The 18,471-nt window shown below is 67.1% G+C and carries 20 protein-coding genes, 2 tRNA genes and 1 pseudogene; 7 read left to right on the top strand and 16 right to left on the bottom strand.

All coding sequences use genetic code 11. From position 1 onward, the window contains the following. The first annotated feature begins 377 nt into the window (after positions 1-377). From ACFE7D_RS10230 to ACFE7D_RS10220, 3 genes are read left to right on the top strand one after another with little or no spacing between them, the layout of a single operon-like run. Positions 378-1,538, top strand: a complete 1,161-nt coding sequence (locus ACFE7D_RS10230) for an 8-amino-7-oxononanoate synthase (protein WP_375395312.1) — start codon at positions 378-380, stop codon at positions 1,536-1,538. Then, the gene (bioD, locus tag ACFE7D_RS10225; protein WP_375395311.1) at positions 1,535-2,158 is read left to right on the top strand and encodes a dethiobiotin synthase; all 624 of its coding nucleotides are present in this window, start codon (positions 1,535-1,537) and stop codon (positions 2,156-2,158) included. Before ACFE7D_RS10230 ends, bioD begins: the two co-directional genes overlap by 4 nt. Continuing rightward, positions 2,155-3,399, top strand: coding sequence for an adenosylmethionine--8-amino-7-oxononanoate transaminase (locus tag ACFE7D_RS10220; protein WP_375395310.1), 1,245 nt, complete (start codon positions 2,155-2,157; stop codon positions 3,397-3,399). Before bioD ends, ACFE7D_RS10220 begins: the two co-directional genes overlap by 4 nt. 15 nt (positions 3,400-3,414) lie before the next feature. Here the strand turns inward: ACFE7D_RS10220 and ACFE7D_RS10215 are convergent, their stop codons facing one another. The 14 genes from ACFE7D_RS10215 to ACFE7D_RS10150 all read right to left on the bottom strand — a co-directional run bounded on the left by ACFE7D_RS10215 (position 3,415) and on the right by ACFE7D_RS10150 (position 15,386). Continuing rightward, the gene (locus tag ACFE7D_RS10215) at positions 3,415-3,615 is read right to left on the bottom strand and encodes a LuxR C-terminal-related transcriptional regulator (RefSeq protein ID WP_375395309.1); all 201 of its coding nucleotides are present in this window, start codon (positions 3,613-3,615) and stop codon (positions 3,415-3,417) included. A gap of 245 nt (positions 3,616-3,860) precedes the next feature. Continuing rightward, a complete protein-coding gene (locus ACFE7D_RS10210) occupies positions 3,861-4,505 on the bottom strand; it encodes a LysR substrate-binding domain-containing protein (RefSeq protein ID WP_375395308.1) in 645 nt (214 codons plus the stop codon). Next, positions 4,483-5,334: an HpcH/HpaI aldolase/citrate lyase family protein gene (locus ACFE7D_RS10205; RefSeq protein ID WP_375395307.1), complete on the bottom strand. Its 852-nt coding sequence runs from the start codon at positions 5,332-5,334 to the stop codon at positions 4,483-4,485. The genes ACFE7D_RS10210 and ACFE7D_RS10205 overlap by 23 nt, the downstream gene beginning before the upstream one ends. Then, positions 5,331-5,783 carry a MaoC family dehydratase gene (locus ACFE7D_RS10200; protein WP_375395306.1) on the bottom strand — a complete coding sequence of 151 codons (453 nt, stop codon included), beginning with the start codon at positions 5,781-5,783 and terminating at the stop codon, positions 5,331-5,333. The genes ACFE7D_RS10205 and ACFE7D_RS10200 overlap by 4 nt, the downstream gene beginning before the upstream one ends. Next, positions 5,783-7,651, bottom strand: a complete 1,869-nt coding sequence (locus ACFE7D_RS10195; RefSeq protein ID WP_375395305.1) for a biotin carboxylase N-terminal domain-containing protein — start codon at positions 7,649-7,651, stop codon at positions 5,783-5,785. The genes ACFE7D_RS10200 and ACFE7D_RS10195 overlap by 1 nt, the downstream gene beginning before the upstream one ends. Before the next feature lie 4 nt (positions 7,652-7,655). Next, positions 7,656-9,251 (bottom strand): carboxyl transferase domain-containing protein, encoded by a 1,596-nt coding sequence (locus tag ACFE7D_RS10190; RefSeq protein ID WP_375395304.1) that lies wholly within the window; start codon positions 9,249-9,251, stop codon positions 7,656-7,658. Between the two features lie 194 nt (positions 9,252-9,445). Next, positions 9,446-9,521, bottom strand: a tRNA-Phe gene (locus tag ACFE7D_RS10185). Positions 9,522-9,551: 30 nt separating this feature from the next. Then, on the bottom strand, positions 9,552-9,725 hold the full coding sequence (locus ACFE7D_RS10180; RefSeq protein WP_375395303.1) for a DNA gyrase inhibitor YacG: 174 nt from the start codon (positions 9,723-9,725) through the stop codon (positions 9,552-9,554). Further along, complete coding sequence (locus ACFE7D_RS10175; protein ID WP_375395302.1) at positions 9,722-10,666, bottom strand: ribonuclease; 945 nt, start codon at positions 10,664-10,666, stop codon at positions 9,722-9,724. Before ACFE7D_RS10175 ends, ACFE7D_RS10180 begins: the two co-directional genes overlap by 4 nt. Beyond that, positions 10,659-11,237: a Maf family protein gene (locus tag ACFE7D_RS10170; RefSeq protein WP_375395301.1), complete on the bottom strand. Its 579-nt coding sequence runs from the start codon at positions 11,235-11,237 to the stop codon at positions 10,659-10,661. The genes ACFE7D_RS10175 and ACFE7D_RS10170 overlap by 8 nt, the downstream gene beginning before the upstream one ends. 17 nt (positions 11,238-11,254) lie before the next feature. Next, on the bottom strand, positions 11,255-11,500 hold the full coding sequence (gene infA, locus ACFE7D_RS10165) for a translation initiation factor IF-1 (protein WP_183987054.1): 246 nt from the start codon (positions 11,498-11,500) through the stop codon (positions 11,255-11,257). 114 nt (positions 11,501-11,614) lie between these two features. Beyond that, positions 11,615-13,084, bottom strand: a complete 1,470-nt coding sequence (locus ACFE7D_RS10160; RefSeq protein WP_375395300.1) for a DNA methyltransferase — start codon at positions 13,082-13,084, stop codon at positions 11,615-11,617. Between the two features lie 84 nt (positions 13,085-13,168). Continuing rightward, on the bottom strand, positions 13,169-14,383 hold the full coding sequence (locus tag ACFE7D_RS10155; protein WP_375395299.1) for a DUF418 domain-containing protein: 1,215 nt from the start codon (positions 14,381-14,383) through the stop codon (positions 13,169-13,171). Between the two features lie 373 nt (positions 14,384-14,756). Further along, on the bottom strand, positions 14,757-15,386 hold the full coding sequence (locus ACFE7D_RS10150; protein ID WP_375395314.1) for a DNA-3-methyladenine glycosylase family protein: 630 nt from the start codon (positions 15,384-15,386) through the stop codon (positions 14,757-14,759). Positions 15,387-15,464: 78 nt separating this feature from the next. Between ACFE7D_RS10150 and ACFE7D_RS10145 the strand changes: the two genes are divergently transcribed. Beyond that, a complete protein-coding gene (locus ACFE7D_RS10145) occupies positions 15,465-15,782 on the top strand; it encodes a 2Fe-2S iron-sulfur cluster-binding protein (RefSeq protein ID WP_375395298.1) in 318 nt (105 codons plus the stop codon). Positions 15,783-15,947: 165 nt separating this feature from the next. Here the strand turns inward: ACFE7D_RS10145 and ACFE7D_RS10140 are convergent, their stop codons facing one another. Together ACFE7D_RS10140 and rlmB are read right to left on the bottom strand one after the other, a co-directional pair. Continuing rightward, on the bottom strand, positions 15,948-16,694 hold the full coding sequence (locus ACFE7D_RS10140; protein WP_375395297.1) for a hypothetical protein: 747 nt from the start codon (positions 16,692-16,694) through the stop codon (positions 15,948-15,950). A gap of 25 nt (positions 16,695-16,719) precedes the next feature. Further along, on the bottom strand, positions 16,720-17,466 hold the full coding sequence (gene rlmB, locus ACFE7D_RS10135; protein WP_375395296.1) for a 23S rRNA (guanosine(2251)-2'-O)-methyltransferase RlmB: 747 nt from the start codon (positions 17,464-17,466) through the stop codon (positions 16,720-16,722). A 148-nt stretch (positions 17,467-17,614) separates the two neighbouring features. Between rlmB and ACFE7D_RS10130 the strand changes: the two genes are divergently transcribed. The 3 genes and pseudogenes from ACFE7D_RS10130 to ACFE7D_RS10120 all read left to right on the top strand — a co-directional run bounded on the left by ACFE7D_RS10130 (position 17,615) and on the right by ACFE7D_RS10120 (position 18,449). Beyond that, positions 17,615-17,700: transfer RNA gene (locus ACFE7D_RS10130), tRNA-Tyr, on the top strand. Between the two features lie 126 nt (positions 17,701-17,826). Continuing rightward, positions 17,827-18,078 (top strand): annotated as a pseudogene (locus ACFE7D_RS10125) (hypothetical protein); the annotation flags it as partial. A 74-nt stretch (positions 18,079-18,152) separates the two neighbouring features. Continuing rightward, complete coding sequence (locus tag ACFE7D_RS10120) at positions 18,153-18,449, top strand: tyrosine-type recombinase/integrase (RefSeq protein WP_375395313.1); 297 nt, start codon at positions 18,153-18,155, stop codon at positions 18,447-18,449. Positions 18,450-18,471 lie beyond the last annotated feature (22 nt).

Genomic DNA, 18,471 nt, shown 5'->3' with positions numbered 1-18,471 from the left:
GATCGCCGTGATCACACCGGCGAAGCTACACCACGCCGTGGGGCACGATCCGCATCAAGCGACTATCAAAGCCAAGCCGTGGTATTCGGCATCATCAAGCGCGGGAGCTCAATCTCACCGGCAGCACCGGTTTTCAATGACTTGGCGACATTCCCCATCGGGCTCCGCGGTCACGAGGACCGGCACGGGGCGGAGCGCGTGCGATCGAGCCCGTCGCGTCGTCGATACCGCATCGGCGATCATATTGGCAGCCAAGGGGGGCATATGATGGGTAGGCCCTTCCCGGTCGATCCACAGTTCGAGCTGCGCCTGCTAAACGACAGGACCGCTTCGCCCCTCGCTTGCCTCGCCACCGATTTGCCGACAAGACGCCGCGCATGACGGTATCCACCGGCCCGGTCATTCGCGCCAGCCTGCTCTCGCTCGATACACTCGCGGAAGACCTCGCCAGCCTGGATCGGCGCGGCCGTGCGCGAAGATTGTCCGGGCGTGCGGGGATTGATTTCGCATCGAACGACTATCTGGGTCTTGCCCGTTCTCCGCGCATCGGACGCGCGATCAGGAACGCGATCGAGCGCGGCGTTCCGGCGGGCTCCGGCGGCTCGCGGTTGCTGCGCGGCAATGATCCCGAACACGAAGCGCTCGAAGCCGAAGCCGCAGCATATTTCGGCAGCGAAGCCGCGCTGTATTTCCCGACGGGCTATGCCGCCAACGCGGCCCTGCTATCAACCTTGCCCGGACGCGAGGACCTGATCGTCCACGACTCGCTCGTCCACGCCAGCGCGCATGAAGGGATGCGGCTCGGACGTGCCCGGTCGATCGCGGCAGGCCATAACGATCCGACGCAGGTGGAGCACGCGATCGCGCGGTGGCGCGCGAGCGGCGGTACCGGCCGGCCGTGGATCGCGGTGGAGAGCCTCTACAGCATGGACGGCGATCACGCCCCGCTTCACGATCTGGCGATCGTTGCGGGGCGGTATGATGCCATGATGGTCATCGACGAAGCGCACGCGACCGGCGTCATCGGGCCGGGCGGTCGGGGACTGGCTGCGGGCATCGAGGGTCGTCCCGACGTGATCACGCTGCGCACCTGCGGGAAGGCGCTCGGCTGCGAGGGTGCGCTGGTCTGCGGCCCCCGGCTCGTCCGCGAATACCTTATCAATCGCGGCCGGAGTTTCATCTTCTCGACAGCACCGTCGCCGCTGATGGCCAGCGCGGTGCGCGAAAGCCTGCGCATCCTCGCCGACGAGCCCGAGCGGCGCGAGACGCTGGCCGCTCTGGTCGCCGCCGCCGGCCATGCTTTCGCGCCGCTCGGCATCGGCCCGGTCACGTCGCAGATCGTGCCGGTGGTGATCGGCGACGATGCGCGGACGATGCGGATCGCCGGTGCGCTCCAGGCGGCGGGGTTCGACGTACGCGGCATCCGACCGCCGAGCGTCCCCGAAGGAACCGCGCGGCTGCGTGTCTCGCTTACGCTCAATGTCACGGCCGCCGATATCGGACGGCTCGCCGCCGCGCTGGAGACGCTGATCACATGAACCGGGCGATCGTCGTGACGGGCACGGATACGGATGTGGGCAAGACCGTGTTCGCTGCGGCACTCGCGGGTGCGCTGGGCGCGTATTACTGGAAACCGATCCAGGCCGGGCTCGACGATGGGAGCGATGCGCAGCGCGTCGCCGTCCTGTCCGGGCTGCCCGCCGGCCATATCCTGCCGGAAGCCTATTGCCTCACGACGCCCTGCTCGCCGCACCGCGCCGCGGAGATCGATGCGGTCAGGATCGATGCGACGATGCTCGAACCCCCGGCCATCCGCCCGCTGGTGATCGAAGGTGCCGGGGGAGCGCTGGTTCCGGTCACCCGCGATCTCCTGTTCGCCGATCTGTTCGCGCGCTGGTGCCTGCCGACGGTCATCGTCGCGCGGACGACGCTGGGGACGATCAATCACAGCCTGCTGACGATCGAGATATTGCGCAGCCGCGCAATACCCATTCTCGGCGTTGCCTTCGTCGGCGACGGGGTAGAGGACAGCGAAGCGACGATCGCCGCGATTGGCGGCGTGAAACGGCTCGGGCGGCTGCCTTGGCTATCGTCGCTGGAACCCGCGGCGCTGTCGGCGGCGTTTCACGAGCATTTCGCGGTGGAGGATTTCGCGTGACGCCGTCGCCGGTCTGGCACCCGTTCACGCAGCACGGCCTGGGCGAGCCGATCCCGCTCGTTGCGCGCGCGCAGGGTGCGGCGCTGTATACCGACGACGGCCGCCGGATCATCGACGCGATCTCGTCCTGGTGGGTGACGACGCACGGTCACGGCCATCCGCGGATCATGGCCGCGATCGCCGAACAGAGCGACACGCTCGATCAGGTCATTTTCGCAGGGTGGACGCACGAACCGGCCGAGACGCTGGCGCGCGGGCTGACCGCGATCATGCCCCCCGCGCTCACGCGGGTGTTCTTCTCGGACTCGGGTTCGACCAGTGTCGAGGTCGCACTGAAGATGGCGCTGGGCTATTGGCTCAACCGGGGCGAGCCGCGCGACCGGATCCTCGTCCTCGAACACAGCTATCACGGCGATACTATCGGCGCGATGTCGGTCGGCGCCCGCGGCGTGTTCAACGCGGCCTATTCGCCGCTGCTGTTCGATGTCGGGACCATCCCTTTTCCGGCCGAAGATCGCGATCGGCATACGCTGGATTCACTCGAGGCGGCGTGCCGCGACCGGCCTGCCGCGTTCATCGTCGAGCCGCTGATCCTCGGCGCGGGCGGGATGCTAATCTATTCGCCCTATCTGCTCGCCGAGATGCGCAGCATCTGCGCGCGCTACGATGTCCTGTTCATCGCGGACGAGATAATGACCGGCTGGGGGCGGACGGGTACGCTGCTCGCCTGCGAGCAAGCCGGGATCGTTCCGGACATCCTGTGCCTCTCCAAAGGCCTGACCGGCGGCGCGGTACCGCTGGCGGTGACGATGGCCAGCGAAGCGATCTTCGCCGCGCATTGGTCGACCGATCGCGCCCGGATGTTCTTCCACTCGTCGAGCTACACCGCCAACCCCATCGCGTGCGCGGCCGCGAACGCCAATCTCGCGATCTGGCGCGATGAGCCGGTCATCGAACGCGTGACCACGCTCGCCGGCAAGCAACGCGAACGGCTGGACACGCTCGCCGCACTTCCCCGGGTCCGCAATGCGCGGTCGCTCGGTACCATCACGGCGTTCGAACTTGATGATCCCGCCGGCGATTACCTGTCCGACCTCGGCACGACACTTCGCGCCCGTTACGCTGCGAACGATCTGCTGCTACGGCCGCTCGGCAATACGATCTACGTGATGCCACCCTATTGCGTCGATGACGACGACCTCGATCGTATCTATGCCGGTATCGCCGAAACGGCCGAATGAAGCGCGCCGCTGAAGTCAGTGGGGACGGTCGCTCGCACGGCCGCCGATGCCGCGCTCGCGCGCTCGGATCACCGCGGCGCTACGGCGATTGACGCCGGTTTTGGCATAGGGACGCGAGACGTGGTTGCGCACGGTGTTGCCGGAGAGGCCGAGCCGCCCGGCGATCGTCTTGTCGTCGAACCCTTCGATCGCATCGCTCGGTGGATGCGGCCACACGCGGTGCCGCCTATCGGCGACCGGGCTGGAATACGTTCGACGCGACCGCGTCTGCATACACGACCCACGAGGTCGATCGCGAGCGCGCGACCTCCGCCGTGCCGGCGACCACGACGCATTGATGCCACTGCCCACGTGGATGCATCCGGTGTCCCCGCGGGTTTCCCGAAGGCAGCGTCAAGGGCGCGCTCGGCGACGATATCTGAAAACAGGGGCGGGCGGTGCCGCGCGCCGCCCGCTTCGCCTCATCGGCGGCTATGCGGAGCGTACGAAGAGCGTCGCTGGGCCGTGCGGTCAGCGTCGCACCGATCCGATGTAATCCACGAAAGCGCGTAGCGGCGGCGGGACGAGGCGTCGGTCCGAATAGTAGAGAAACGGCCCGAAAAAGGCTGCCACCAGTCCTCCAGCAATGGTTCGGGCGCGCCGCTATCCAGATGCGAGCGTAGCCATCCCTCGAACAGCGTGATGATGCCCATGCCAGCCAATGCCGCATCGACCGCGAGGTCGGTCGCCGCCCCGACCTGGACGATGAGCGGGCCGCGTGGCCCGATCCGGACGATTTCGCCTTCGCGTTCGAATTCCCATGGGCTGGTGAGCGCACCGCTGGAGAACCGCCCGAGCAGACAGGCATGGTGGAGCAAATCGCGCGGGTGCGCCGGCCAGCCGCATCGATCGAGATAGGCCGGCGCGGCGGCGGTGGCGGCGCGCTGGACGCGCGGGCCGATCGGCACGGCGATCATGTCCTGCTCCAGCCGCTCGTCATACCGGATGCCGGCATCGCACCCCGCCGCGAGCACGTCCACGAAACTGTCTTCCGCGAAGATCTCGACTTCGATGTCGGGATAGGCCGCAAGAAAGCCGGGCAGGTCAGCCCGGGTCGGCCAATCCAACGAGATGTCGTGCTTGTTTCAAGTGGGGAGCGTCGATCATCACGCCGTCGAGTTGAATTGCGCCGACGCCGGGCGATGCCTCGAACGCCGCGATCACGCGGCGTGCATGGGTCAAAGCGGCCTCCGACGGGCTGAATGCCCGGTTGATGACCGACACCTGCGCCGGATGGATCGCCATCATCCCGGTATAGCCGTCGCGGGCGGCCCGTGCGGCATATGCCGTGAGCCCTTCGAGGTCGCGGAACGCCGGGAACACGGTTTCGATCGCGGCGACGTCGGCGGCATGCGCTGCGAACAGGGTAAGCGAGCGGGCGAGTTCATAGGGCGCGGTGTAGCGACCGTCCGCCTCCCGGCTCGTCGCGGCACCGATCGCGGCGGGCAGATCTTCCGCGCCCCATGTCAGTCCCGCGAGCGAGGGTCCAACCTCGGCGAAACTTCCGAGCGCGAAGATCGCGCGCGGCGTCTCGGTCGCGATCGGCAGGATCGGCACGCCGCCGAGCCCGACCGCCGCCAGCCGCGTGACGAGCATATGGACGCTCGCCGCGCCTTCGGCTTTGGGAAGCACGATGGCGTCGGGCCGCGTATTGGCGAGCGCGGCGATATCGGCGTCGCACAGATCGCCCTCGAGCGGGTTGATGCGCACGAAGCGGGGCGGGCCGTCCCAGCTGCCGATAAGGCAGCTGACAATCGCTTCCCGCGCAAACGCCTTGCGATCGACGGCGACCGAGTCCTCCAGATCGAGAATCAGCGTGTCGGCACCCGCGGCGGCAGCCTTTGCGAACCGGTCCGGCCGGTCACCGGGCACGAACAGCAGCGATCGCAGTCTCATTCCGGCCGCCGGTGCAGCAACGCCGAGCGCAGGCACGCACAAACGATCTCGTCGCGCTGGTTGAGGAGCTGGTGGCGAAAGGTGACGATCCCGGCGGCCGGGCGCGAGCGACTGTCTTTCAGTTCCGTCACCTCGGTTTCGGCACGCATCGTGTCGCCGATGAACACGGGCTTCGGCATCACCAATTTGTCGTAGCCAAGATTGGCGACGAGCGTGCCGAGCGTCGTGTCGCCGACTGACAGTCCGACCATCAGCGCGAAGGTGAAGGTGCCGTTGACGAGGATCCGACCGAACTCGCTCGCCTTCGCCGCTTCCACGTCCAGATGCAGCGGTTGCGGATTGTGCGTCATCGTCGAGAAAAGGAGATTGTCCGTTTCGGTGACGGTGCGGCGGATCTCATGGACGATCCGGTCGCCGATCGCCCACTCGTCGAACCAGCGTCCCGCCATCAGTCGCCCTTCGCGACGCGGATCAGCGTCGCGCCTTCGCTGACTTGCGCACCCTCTATGGCTTTCACCTCCGCGACGATGCCGTCGAACGGTGCGACGAGACCCTGCTCCATCTTCATCGCCTCAAGCACCAGCAGCCGCTGACCTTTTGCGACCCTGTCGCCGGTCGCGACTGCGACCGACACGATACGCCCGGGCATCGGTGCCATGACCGCGCCGTCGGACAGGGCATCGCCACCTGCTACATCCGCGGCGCGGGGGCGGGCGAACGACCATGCCTCGCCGTCGAGGAACAGCACCTCGCTACCATCCTTTACCGCGACGACGATAGCGAGCGGGGCCATACCGCGTTCAACAAGATAGGTTTGTCCCGCGACGGCGACCGCGACCCGCAGGTCGGGAGCGGCATTGCTGCGAAACCCGGCGAGGCCCGTCCACGGATCGCCGGTCACGGGGGGCAGGATCGCCTGCGCGGCGACCTGCAGCACCGCGGGCGACGGCTCCGACGCCGGCACCAGCGTTCCGGCATGACGCTCGATAAAGCCGGTATCGACGTGCCCTGCGATGAAATCGGGGTGGCCGGCGGCCCGGGAGAGGAAGGCGGCGTTCGTCCGGACCGGCCAGACTTCGGTCGCGGCGGCGGCCCGTGCCAGCTTTGCTGCGGCACCGGGGCGGGTCGGGGCGTGGACGATCAGCTTGGCGATCATCGGATCGTAGAAAGGCGTCACCTCGCCGCCCTCCTCGACACCGCTGTCGATCCGGATATCGGTCGGGAAGCGCAGCCGGTCGAGCGGGCCGGTCGACGGCAGGAAGCCGGTCGTCGGGTTCTCGGCATATAGCCGCGCCTCCATCGCCCAGCCTTGGATGGCAAGTTCGTCCTGCCGCTTCGGCAGCGCCTCGCCCGACGCCATGCGCAATTGCCATTCGACCAGATCGACCCCGGTGATCGCCTCCGTCACCGGGTGCTCGACCTGGAGCCGCGTGTTCATTTCCATGAACCAGATGCGGTCGGCGCGAAGGCCATCGCTCGCATCCGCAATGAATTCGACCGTGCCCGCGCCGACATAATCGACCGCCTTCGCCGCCTTCACCGCGGCCTCGCAGATCGCCGCTCGCGTGGCTGCGTCCATCCCCGGCGCGGGGGCTTCCTCGATCACCTTCTGGTGGCGGCGCTGCAGCGAGCAGTCGCGCTCGAACAAGTGGACGACATTGCCGTGGGTGTCGCCGAACACCTGAACCTCGATATGGCGCGGGCCGAGGATGTATTTCTCGATCAGGACACGGTCGTCGCCGAACGAAGCCGCAGCCTCGCGCTGGCACGAGACGAGCGCATCGGCGAAGTCGGCCGCCGCATCGACGCGGCGCATGCCCTTGCCGCCACCGCCCGCGACCGCCTTGATCAGCACCGGATAGCTGACCCGGTCGGCCTCCGCCTGCAGATGCGCCGGGTCCTGATCGTCGCCCATATAGCCGGGTGTGACGGGGACGCCCGCCGCGATCATCAGCGTCTTGGCCGCGTCCTTCAGTCCCATCGCCCGGATGGATGCGGGCGGAGCGCCTACCCAGACCAATCCCTGCGCCTGCACGGCTTCGGCGAAGTCCGCATTTTCGGACAGAAAGCCATAGCCGGGGTGGACGGCATCAGCCCCGGTGGCTTTGGCCGCATCCAGGATCTTCGCATGCACCAGATAGCTTTCGCGCGCCGGGGACGGACCGATGTGCACTGCCTCGTCCGCCTGGGCGACGTGCAGCGCGTTCGCATCGGCATCGGAATAGACCGCGATGGTACGGATACCCATCGCCCGCGCCGTGCGCATGATCCGGCACGCGATCTCGCCACGATTGGCGATGAGGAGCGACGCGATCACCAAGTTACATCCGGAACACGCCGAACGTCGGGCGTTCGGGGATGGGGGCGTTCAGCGTGGCGGAGAAGGCGAGGCCCAGTACGTCGCGGGTCTGCGCGGGATCGATGATGCCGTCGTCCCAGAGTCGCGCGGTCGCGTAGAACGGATTGCCTTCATCTTCATATTTTCGGCGGATCGGCGCCTTGAACGCCTCCGCCTCTTGCGACGTCCAGCTTTCCGCGTCGCGGTGCACCGTCGCCAGTACGGCCGCGGCCTGCTCGCCGCCCATTACGCTGATCCGGGCATTGGGCCAGCTGAACAGGAACCGCGGCGAATAGGCGCGTCCGCACATGCCGTAATTGCCCGCGCCGAAGCTGCCGCCGATCAGCACGGTGATCTTGGGCACGCTGGCGGTCGCGACCGCGGTCACGAGCTTCGCACCGTTCTTCGCGATTCCCTCCGCCTCATATTTGCCGCCGACCATGAAGCCGGAGATGTTCTGGAGGAACAGCAGCGGAATGCGGCGCTGACAGGCGAGTTCGATGAAATGCGCGCCCTTCAGGGCGCTTTCCGAAAACAGGACGCCGTTATTGGCGAGGATAGCGACCGGCATCCCCCAGATATGGGCGAAACCGCAGACGAGGGTCGTGCCGTAGAGCGCCTTGAATTCATGAAAGTCGGACCCGTCGATGATCCGCGCGATGACGTCATGCACGTCATAGGGCGCGCGCACGTCCTGCGGCACGATACCATACAGCTCGTCGGCCGGGAATGCCGGCGGGCGCGGTTCGCGGATGTCGATATCGACCGACTTCGGCCGGTTCAGCGTCGCCACGATATCCCGGACGATCAGCAAAGCGTGTTCGTCGTTCTCCGCGACATGATCCACGACGCCCGATTTGCGCCCGTGCGTGTCCGCCCCGCCCAGTTCCTCGGCGGAGATGACCTCGCCCGTCGCCGCCTTCACCAGCGGCGGACCGGCGAGGAAGATCGTGCCCTGACCGCGCACGATCACCGTTTCGTCCGACATCGCCGGGACATAGGCGCCGCCCGCGGTGCAACTGCCCATCACGCACGCGATCTGCGGAATACCCGCTGCCGACATCTGCGCCTGGTTGAAGAAGATGCGCCCGAAATGGTCGCGATCGGGGAAGACCTCGGCCTGGTGCGGCAGGTTCGCGCCGCCGCTGTCGACCAGATAGAGGCACGGCAGCCGGTTCTCCTGCGCGATCTCCTGCGCACGGAGATGCTTCTTCACCGTCATCGGAAAATACGCCCCGCCCTTCACGGTCGGGTCGTTGGCGAGGATCATGCACTCGCGGCCGTTCACGCGCCCGACGCCGGCGATGATCCCGGCCCCCGGCGCGCCATCGCCGTACATGCCGTTGGCGGCGAGCTGACCGATTTTGAGGAATGGCGAGCCCGGATCGAGCAGACGGTGGACGCGGTCGCGCGGCAACAGCTTGCCACGCGCGACATGACGCTCGCGGCGGGCCGCGGAGCCGCCGAGCGAAGCCGCCGCCACCTTTTCACGCAACTCCTCGGCGAGCGCGCGGTGATGCGCGGCATTGGCCCGAAACTGTGTGCTTGCGGGATCGACCGGCGTCGTCGATCGGCTCACGCTACGGTCGCTTGCCGTACGTTTCGGACCGGGCCGTAGCGCGTATCAATGCCGTCAATCCCCTCACGCACGCACTGACACCTCATGACTATCGGTACCTTGCAAACGACGGCCCGCAATGAACCAGCGGGCCCGCTTCGTCCAGCATCGCGTCGGAACACCGAGGAGATAGGTCCGAGCGGGCATGGAGCGGGTGGTGCCCGGGGACGGATTCGAACCGCCGACACTGCGATTTTCAGTCGCATGCTCTACCAACTGAGCTACCCGGGCATGCCGCTTGGCGCAGCGAGAGCGCGGGCTTTAGTCGTCGTCCGATCCGCTGTCCAGCCCGTCCGCGGTCGCGGGACGACCTGGCAAACGATAGCCTTCGCCGAGCCATTGCAGCAGGTCGCGGTCGCGACACCCACGCGAACAGAACGGCGTTTGGTCGGGTGCGGATGGCTTGCCGCAGATCGGGCATGGCGGGGCGGTCATACGGGCTCCATCCGGTGGAGGACGCCGGTGCGGCGCGCAAGTTCCGCGGTCCAGGCCGGTTCGCCGCCGATGCGGGCGACGATTGCGCCCGGCAGGCGGTGGTGCGGGTGGCTGCCAGGCTGGCTGCGTTCGATGCGCCGAAGTGCGGCCAGCGCGGCGGCACCGACGGGGTCGCCGCGCAGCAATTCGGGCAGCGACGGCCGCGGTCGCAGTCGGACGATCTGCAGGAAGCCGAACCCGTTGACCGCCGTCCGTTCGAACGGCAGCGGCAGCGCGACGTCGATCGCCGCGGCGACCGCCTGGCGTGGTGCCTTGCCGGGGAGCGTCGGGAAGTCGATGCCGATCGATCCGCCGATCCCGTGGCGGACGATGGCGCTGGCAACGGCTCCCGCCGCGGCGATGGCGAGCGGCTCCAGCGCGCCGCTGCCGTCCACGTCGAACAGCGTCATCGCCGGGGTCGGAATCATCCGCAGCATGCCGCCGGGAAACGCGATATCGCCGGTGATCGCCTCGTCCAGCGTCTCGGACCAACCGGCCGCCTCCAGCGCATCGGCATCGTGCGGGTATAGCCGTCTGACCGGAATACCGGTGGCCTCGATCCGGGTGCGCAGATCGGGGCCGGGGAGGGGGCTGTCATTGGTCACCATGCCACGGGGCGGTTTCACGCGACCGGGTTCGATCAACGATTCCCGGACGATTCGGACCGACAGCGTGGCACCCTGGGACGTGCCGGGCGGTGCAGCGACCAGATCGACCTCGGTACCGTCCGGCAGCACAGCGTGCGCCGACCTGCCGGCGCGGCGCTCACCGAGCCGGGCGGCTACGACGGTGCCGACGGCCAGCGTGCCGTCACGCTCGATCGCCGCCTCGACGATCGTGCCGCTATCGACCAGCGCGGCGCGCGCTTCGCCGATGCCGGCCTCGTAGAGCCATTCAGGCAAGTGTCAGCCCAGCCGTCTTCAGCAAGGCGCGCGTCTCCATCAGCGGCAGGCCGACGACACCCGAATGGCTGCCCGACAAGAAGCGGACGAACGCTTCCGCCCGGCCCTGGATAGCATAGCCGCCCGCCTTGCCCTGCCATTCCGTGCCGTCCAGATACGCTTCGATCTCGGCGGCGGGCAGCGGACGGAACGCGACGATGGTATCGGACAGCCGGTGCCGGACGACGCCGTCGCGGTCGACGACCACGACCGCGCTGAGGCAATGATGCCTACGTCCGGACAGCAATGCGAGCATCGACCGCGCTTCCACCCGGTCGGCCGGCTTGCCGAGGATACGACGCCCGGCGGCGATCACCGTGTCGCCGGCCAGCACGATCTCGTCCGGCGATCGTTCGACCGCCGCCGCCTTGGCGAGCGCCACCCGCAGGACATAGATGCGGGGCAATTCACCCTTCAGCGGCGCTTCGTCGATATCCGGGACGGCGATCCGGGCCGGAACGAGCCCCAGTCGGCCGAGCAGCTCGAGCCGGCGCGGCGAGGAGGATGCGAGGACCAGCGCCGGCGCCGACACCGGATCGCGATCCGCGGTCAGGACGGGCCGGGACCGCCGCGGCCCGGCATGAACCGGTACGTGATCCGGCCCTTGGTCAGGTCATAGGGGGTCATTTCGACCAGCACCTCGTCGCCGACGAGCACGCGGATACGGTTCTTGCGCATCTTGCCGGCGGTATGGCCAAGCACTTCATGGTCGTTTTCGAGACGGACGCGGAACATGGCGTTGGGCAAGAGCTCCACCACCTGGCCGCGCATCTCGAGCAGTTCTTCCTTGGCCAAACGAAACCTCTTCACGATCGGATTAGCGGCGCGCCTTAGCGGGAAACCCCGTGAAAGGGAAGACGAGTGGTTTTTCCTCCCCTCCCGCAAGCGTGAGGGGAGGAGGAAGACCCCTCATAATAACCGTGTCTGTTTCACGCCCTCGGGCTCCGCACGGCGGAAGGCGCCGCGGTCGATATTGGGGATGCGGGGCCGCTTGCCGGCGAAGAGTTCCGCGAGCGTCAGGATCTGCAACCGCGAAAAACCCTCGTCGATGCCGTCGCGGTACAGCCCGGCAGCAGCGGCGCGTCGGCGCATCTCGCGGGTCGGTTCGGCCAGCATCAGCAGGATGCCGATCGGTGCGCCTTCCCGGGCGATCGTCGCGATCAGCGTCTCGACCATCGCGTTGTCCGGGTTCAGCCCGCCCTTTACCGACACGATGGCGCGGTGGGTGGCCATCTTGTCCGTCGCCGGATCGAAATCGTTGAAGTAGATGATGCCGTCGATCCCGCCATCCGCCCCCTTTTGCCTGCCACCGAACGGCAGCGCATCGACCATCGACGTCGCCCACCATTGGAACTGGTATTTGTCGCGTGCCGCCAGGTCGCGCGCCGATGCCAGGTCGCGCGGGGTGCCCTCCACGGTGAAGGCGATGCCGGGGAACGCGTCCTTCAGCCGTTTCTCGATCAGCGAGATGGCGAGGTGCGTCACGTCGATCCCGATCCAGTTGCGCCCCATCTTCTGCGCGGCGTGGACCGCGGTTCCGCACCCGCAGAAGGGATCGAGGACCACGTCGCCTTCGCTCGAAGAGGCTGCGATGATCCGTTCGAGCAGCGCGAGCGGTTTCTGCGTCGGATAGCCGAGGCGTTCGGCCGAATTCGGATTGAGGACCGAGATTTCCCACCAGTCGGCCATCGGGCTCTTCGCGGCTTCGTCCGCCTCGCTGCTTGCCTTGCGGACGCCGTCCTCGAACACGGCCTGCTGCCTCGCACCCTTCCAGCGCTTCGTCGTTCCGGCCGATGGCGGCACGTAGAGCGTCGTGAAGCGGTGCGCCGCGTCGTTGCGCGAATAGAACAGGATGACGTCGTGGTTGCGCACGAACTGGCCCTGCGCGACGCTCCATTTGCGGTAGCACCAGATGATCTCGTTGCGGAAGTTGCGCTTGCCGAACACCGCGTCGAGCAGCAGTTTGAGATAATGCGATGCGGTCGGGTCGCAGTGGAGATACAGGCTACCGGTCGGTTTAAGCACCCGGTGCAGTTCCAGCATCCGCACCGCCATCATGGCCAGATACGCCATCATGTCGTTGTCGCCCAGGAAGCCACGCATCGCGTTCAGCAGGTCGAACGCGCGGATATTCCCGCTGCGCCGAACCTGGTCGAAGGCGTCCTCCGCGCTTTCGTTCCAGTGCCAGGTATCCTCGAACACCTCGATCTGCGCGTTCGAGGCGCGGCCGTCGGGCTCCCTGAACAGGATGCCGTAATTGGCGTTCGAGTTGAACGGCGGGTCGAGATAGATCAGGTCGACGTTTTCGTCCGGGATCTCGCGCCGAAGCACGATCAGGTTGTCGCCGTAGAAGAGGTGATGGCCGGGTCGGTTGCGCATAGGTCCGAGGATGGCCCCACGCACGCCCCGAGGCATCGATCCCCTGATCCGTTTCGGAGCAAACACCGCGGGCAGCAGTGCCAATCACCGCCGCCACGGTTGCACCTCCAGCCGCGCGATCGTCCGCCAGCCCCATTCGAGCGGCCCGAACCGGTAGCGCGCGAGCCAGGGACGGGACCAGGCCAGCATGGCCGCCCATACCGGCAATACGAACAGATACAGTGTCGCACGGGGCAGCGCGCCGAACAGCCCCAGCCCCCAGCCGTCGAACACGAACGTCATCAGGATCGTCGTGCCGAGATAGTTGGTGAACGCCGCTCGCCCCGCCGCCGCGATCCGCGTCGTCAGCCACCCCGCCGGCCGCATCGTCAGCATCAGCAGCGCGGCATAGCCGGTGAAGGTCAGCGGCCGGAGAACGGTCGCCGCGCCGACCGAACCGAGCACGATCCAGCGCTGGTCGAACCCGTGGACGATGGACGCGAACGCCAGCAGCATGTCGATCGGGAGCGTGGCACCGATGGCGACGAGCGCGATCCGGGCATAGCGCCCGCGCGACCATCGGCCGGTCAGGAACCCCGATTTCAGCCCCGCCATGCCGATCAGCATATAGCCGAGCGTCTCCGCGCCGACGAGCGGCAGCAGCGCGAACGGGCTGGTCGCGTGCGCCCATCGCCACACGATCCCGGGGCCGATCCCGCTGCGCATCGCCGCGATCTCGCCAAGCAGATCGGCGCGTGGCGGCTGGCCGAAGACGGATGCGATCAAGGTCCAGGTCCCGACCGTGGCCGGCGTGTTGCGCGCCGCGGCGGCGAAGGCGGCGAGCGTCGTCTCCGCCCCGATGATTGCCTGCACCGCGACGAGCAGGAACGCCAGCGAGACGAGCGGCCGCACCGGCAGCGCGACGAAGACGAAGGCGATGGTGCCGACCAGCGCATAATGGCTGAGGATATCGCCCCACCAGATGAGATACAGATGCGCGCAGCCGATCGCGAACAGGGTCGCCATCCGCGCATAATGGATGCCTGCCGGCGCATTCCCGGCGGCACGCGCGCGGTCGACGACGAGCAGCATCGACGCGCCGAACAGCATCGAGAACAGCCCGCGCATCTTGCCCTCGACCAGCACATAGGTTGCAAACCACGCGAACCGATCCCACCCCGCCGATCCGCCCCACGCCAGCGGCGAGAAATACGCCGCCTCGGGCAAGCCGAAGGCGGGCAGGTTGGCGACGAGAATCCCCATGACCGCGACACCGCGGATGAAATCGAGCGAGTCGATTCGGGGGGCGGGGGGCGTCATCGCGGGGCCGAATCGTCGTCGGCGACGATTGCAGTTTTTGCATTCGGAAGTGGACGAAGTGGACGCCACGTCACGCCCGGAATCACTCGCACGGATCAAAATCAGTTTGGGAAGCGGAGCGCACGGGGATCGGCGTCGTCGGCATGATCGGGGGGTGACACGGAAAGTCCAATATTGCCAGGGGGCGTTCGCCATTCCGTCGGCGTCCAACGTCGTGTTAACGATACGGCCCTATGGGCATTCCATGCGATTTGCCCGAGCCTCTTGCCGATCGTCCTGCAGGGGCTCGCCGCAATCGCGGCGATGATACGCGGTCCCGAACCAGATGCCAACGGCAGCTTTCCACCACTTCAGACATAACGCATTGAGGCCCTCAAACCGGTGCCGCGTCCGCCCCCGCGCCGTAATGGTGCCACGCGAAGATCGCCGCGGCCCCCCGGTGCGGACGCCATGCCTCCGCGACCTCGCGGGTCAGCTTCTCGCCGGGCCGCGCGTCGTGGCCCAGGATGCGGCCGACCTCGATCTGCACCGCCAGGTCGCCCGCGGGCCAGATGTCGGCGCGGCCTTCGGCGAACAGCAGGTAGATTTCCGCGGACCAGCGGCCGATGCCTTTCACGCGGACCAGCGCGGCGATCGCTTCCTCGTCGTCGGCGGGGAGGGCGCCCAGATCGAGCCGGCCGCTCGTCACCTCGTCCGCCAGGCTGCGCGCGTAGCTCGCCTTCTGGCGCGACAGGCCGGCGCTGCGCAATTGCTCGTCGGTGGCCAGCGCGATGACGGCGGGGTCGGTGGCGTCACCCACCACGGTATTGAGCTTTCGCCACACCGCCTCCGCGGAGGCAACGCTGACCTGCTGGCCGAGGATCGTGCGCAGCAGCGTGGCATAGCCGCGCGCGCGGAGCCGGGGCGCGGGATAGCCCACCCGGCCGATCGCCGCGGCGAAGGCGGGCTCGCAGGCCGCCAGCGCATCGCAGGATGCACGCAATTGCGCTTCGCTCAGCCCCACGACATCGGGGTCCATGATGCTTGATCGCCGGCATCGGTCGCGGCATGGCGGCGGGGACGAGAATTTAGGGAGTGCATGATGCCGACGCTTATCGTGACGACGCGCGAAGGGGAAGAACGCTCGCTGGCCGGCGAGGCCGGGCTGTCGGTGATGGAGGTCATCCGCGACGGCGGGATCGACGAGATCCTGGCGCTGTGCGGCGGCTGCTGTTCGTGCGCGACGTGCCATGTCCATGTCGATGCGGCGTTCGCGGACAGGCTGCCGGCGATGAGCGAGGACGAGAACGACCTGCTCGATTCGACCAGCGACCGGACGGCGACCTCGCGGCTGTCGTGCCAGGTGCCGTTCACGGACGCGTTGGATGGGCTACGGGTTACTATTGCCGCTGAAGATTGAGCGCCGCCCGCCATCCCCAGCCTTATTCCGTCATCCCCGCGAAAGCGGGGACCCAGCTCCGTCTTAGTTCGACGACAGTAAAAGGAGCTGGGTCCCCGCTTTCGCGGGGATGACGAACAGGGCGGCTAGGTATGACCAAGCGCGCTCGCGATGACGAAGGGGGTGCTACTTCCCGCCCGCAAACCGCAACACCGCGGTCGGCGCGTCCTTCGTCAGCGGCGTCGCATGCCAGACGATAGTCTTGCGGCCGCCGACGATCTTCACCCCATCCTCGTTGTTCTGGCTGACGATTTCGGCATCGGTGTCCAGCGTGAAGACACCGTCCAGCTTGCCGGCTGCGGCGTCGCCCATGCTTGCCATCGGGTTCTTGTCGTCGCTCTTGGCGAACGCGGGCGCCTTGACGCGCACCGTGCCGCCGATGCGCAGCTCCAGCGCGATGAACGGGAAGATCGCCTCGGCGTCCAGGTTGAACGGGTAGACGAAATCGTGGTCGAGCGTGCCGCGGATCGCATAGTCGACCATGAAGCGGCCATCGCCCAGATAGGCGACCTTGCGGTAACCCGCCTCCTTCGACAGCGTCTCGGCGATCTGCTGGTTCTTGGCGTCAGTCTTTGCCTGCCTGACCCCCGCCGTCTGCCCTTCGTCCGGCATGGCCTTGTCCATCGTGTCAGCGCGATCGGAAGTCGTTCCCGACGGACCTGCACTCTTTGAGGTCGTCGGTGCCATGCGCTTGAACGCTTCTCCCATCTTTTCGAGATCGGTGCCATAAATCTCACCGACGAAGGTGAAGGCGAAGCTGCGATCCGCGTTGATACTGAGCGTCGAGGTGAACTTGCCCGGCGTGAACAGGCAGCTGGTCAGCACCAGCGGCATCGTCAGGATGAGCAACAATCGAACCAGCCGTACCGTCATCGCATCATCTCCCCGCTCGTGCCGATCAGCCCCGCGCGACGATCGCATACAGCGCGATCGCCGCCGCGTTCGAAACGTTCAGGCTTTCGACCGCGTCGGAGATTGGCAGCTTCGCCAGCTCGTCGCAATGCGCCTCGGTGTTCTGGCGCATCCCCTCGCCCTCCGCGCCCAGCACGATCGCGGTCTTCTGGTCGCCGAGCGTATCGGCCAGCGTCCGCGGCGCCTGGCCGGTCAGCCCGATCCGCCAGAACCCCGCCTCGCCGATCTCGTCCAGCGACCGCGCCAGATTGACGACGCGCACCCATGGCACGATCTCCAGCGCACCCGACGCAGCGCGCGCGACGGTGCCCGATTCGGGCGGCGCGTGCCGGTCCTGCGTGACGATGCCGAGCGCACCGAACGCCGCGGCGGAGCGCAGGATCGCGCCGACATTGTGCGGATCGGTGACCTGGTCCAGCACGACGAGCGGCCGGCGGTCGCCTTCGCCGTGCGCCATCAGGTCGCCGAGCCAGATCTCCTCCAGCGGATCGACCTCCGCCACCATCCCCTGGTGCGGGGCATCGGACGGTATCAGCCGCGCGAGATCGGCGACCTCCGCGAATGTCACCTGGATCGTCGACGGCAACGCCATTCCCGCCAGCGCTTCGTGCGTGCCCCAGACCTTGCGCACGACGCGTTCGGGATTGGCGAGCGCGGCGGTGACCGCGTGACGCCCCCAGAAACGGGGCCGGCCGGCGGGGGCCTGGCTCGGCCGGTGACCGCGGCGGGCCATCAGCGGGGGGGCATCTTTGCAGCGGAGATCGTCATCCGCTGCGGCTGCTAGGTCCGTGGCCTCGCCGAAGCAAGCACAGCGTACGCGCGTTGACAGCCGGGAACCCGCGCGGCATGGAGCCGCCTCGCTCGAAAAAGCGGCCCTGGATGGACAGGTGGCCGAGTGGTTAAAGGCAGCAGACTGTAAATCTGCCCGTGCAAGCGTACGCTGGTTCGAATCCAGCCCTGTCCACCACCCCGCCGATCGCGGCGGTTCGCCAAACACCGTAGAAACCTCCCTCCGCCGAGGGAAAGTGTCCCGTAGCGGGCCGCTGGGGATCGTTGCGGATCGCCCCTAGCCGCGATAAAGTGTGGTAGAGGAATGTGGGGGGACAGCTTTACCCCCACACTCATTGGCCGCGATAGGCGCTGCGATAATGTGGGGGTGTATATGGCCCAACTTAATCCTGCGGATAGAAAAGCCGCGCGAGAACTGGCGGCAAAGCTGGAGACGCCGGGCATCAGCAGCTATGGCAGCGGCCTGATATTGAAGGTCGATAAGCGCGGCGGCGCCTATTGGGTCTGCCGCTTACAGCTAGACGGCAAGCGCCGAGATATTGGCCTGGGTAGCGCCAAGCTGATGAGCGAGGCTAAAGCGCGCGAAGAGGCAAAAAGCGTTCGCACTGCGATCAAGATTGAAAGCGCGATATTCTCACGGAGCGCAAAGACGAGAAAGCCGCGAAGGTCACGTTCGAGCAGGCGGCGAAACTCTACCATGCGGAGAACGAGGGCGGCTGGAAAAGCAAGGTATATACGCGCCAGTGGCTCGCTAGCCTTGAGAATTACGTGTTCCCGAAGTTGAGGAACCGCCCGACCGGCGGCATAACAGCAGCGGACATAATCGAGGTGCTGACGCCAATCTGGCAGGGCATTCCTGAAACCGCTCGCCAAGTGCGCAACCGAATTTGCGCGGTTCTAGGCTGTGGTGACGATTTAATTATTTGAGCCATAGCATGATGCTGGCGAG

The organism is uncultured Sphingomonas sp. (assembly GCF_964244235.1).
Lineage (GTDB): Bacteria > Pseudomonadota > Alphaproteobacteria > Sphingomonadales > Sphingomonadaceae > Sphingomonas.
The sequence above is the reverse complement of the archived record's forward strand: the minus strand, read 5'-3'. Positions and strand labels throughout refer to the sequence as shown.

Coding starts and splice junctions, on each gene's coding strand:
- ACFE7D_RS10180 (WP_375395303.1), bottom strand. CDS start 9,725: ATGACCGCCCCGCCATGCCCGATCTGCGGCAAGCCATCCGCACCCGAC.
- rlmB (WP_375395296.1), bottom strand. CDS start 17,466: ATGGCCCGCCGCGGTCACCGGCCGAGCCAGGCCCCCGCCGGCCGGCCC.
- ACFE7D_RS10230 (WP_375395312.1), top strand. CDS start 378: ATGACGGTATCCACCGGCCCGGTCATTCGCGCCAGCCTGCTCTCGCTC.
- ACFE7D_RS10160 (WP_375395300.1), bottom strand. CDS start 13,084: ATGCGCAACCGACCCGGCCATCACCTCTTCTACGGCGACAACCTGATC.
- ACFE7D_RS10155 (WP_375395299.1), bottom strand. CDS start 14,383: ATGACGCCCCCCGCCCCCCGAATCGACTCGCTCGATTTCATCCGCGGT.
- ACFE7D_RS10145 (WP_375395298.1), top strand. CDS start 15,465: ATGCCGACGCTTATCGTGACGACGCGCGAAGGGGAAGAACGCTCGCTG.
- ACFE7D_RS10205 (WP_375395307.1), bottom strand. CDS start 5,334: ATGAGACTGCGATCGCTGCTGTTCGTGCCCGGTGACCGGCCGGACCGG.
- ACFE7D_RS10200 (WP_375395306.1), bottom strand. CDS start 5,783: ATGGCGGGACGCTGGTTCGACGAGTGGGCGATCGGCGACCGGATCGTC.
- ACFE7D_RS10140 (WP_375395297.1), bottom strand. CDS start 16,694: ATGACGGTACGGCTGGTTCGATTGTTGCTCATCCTGACGATGCCGCTG.
- bioD (WP_375395311.1), top strand. CDS start 1,535: ATGAACCGGGCGATCGTCGTGACGGGCACGGATACGGATGTGGGCAAG.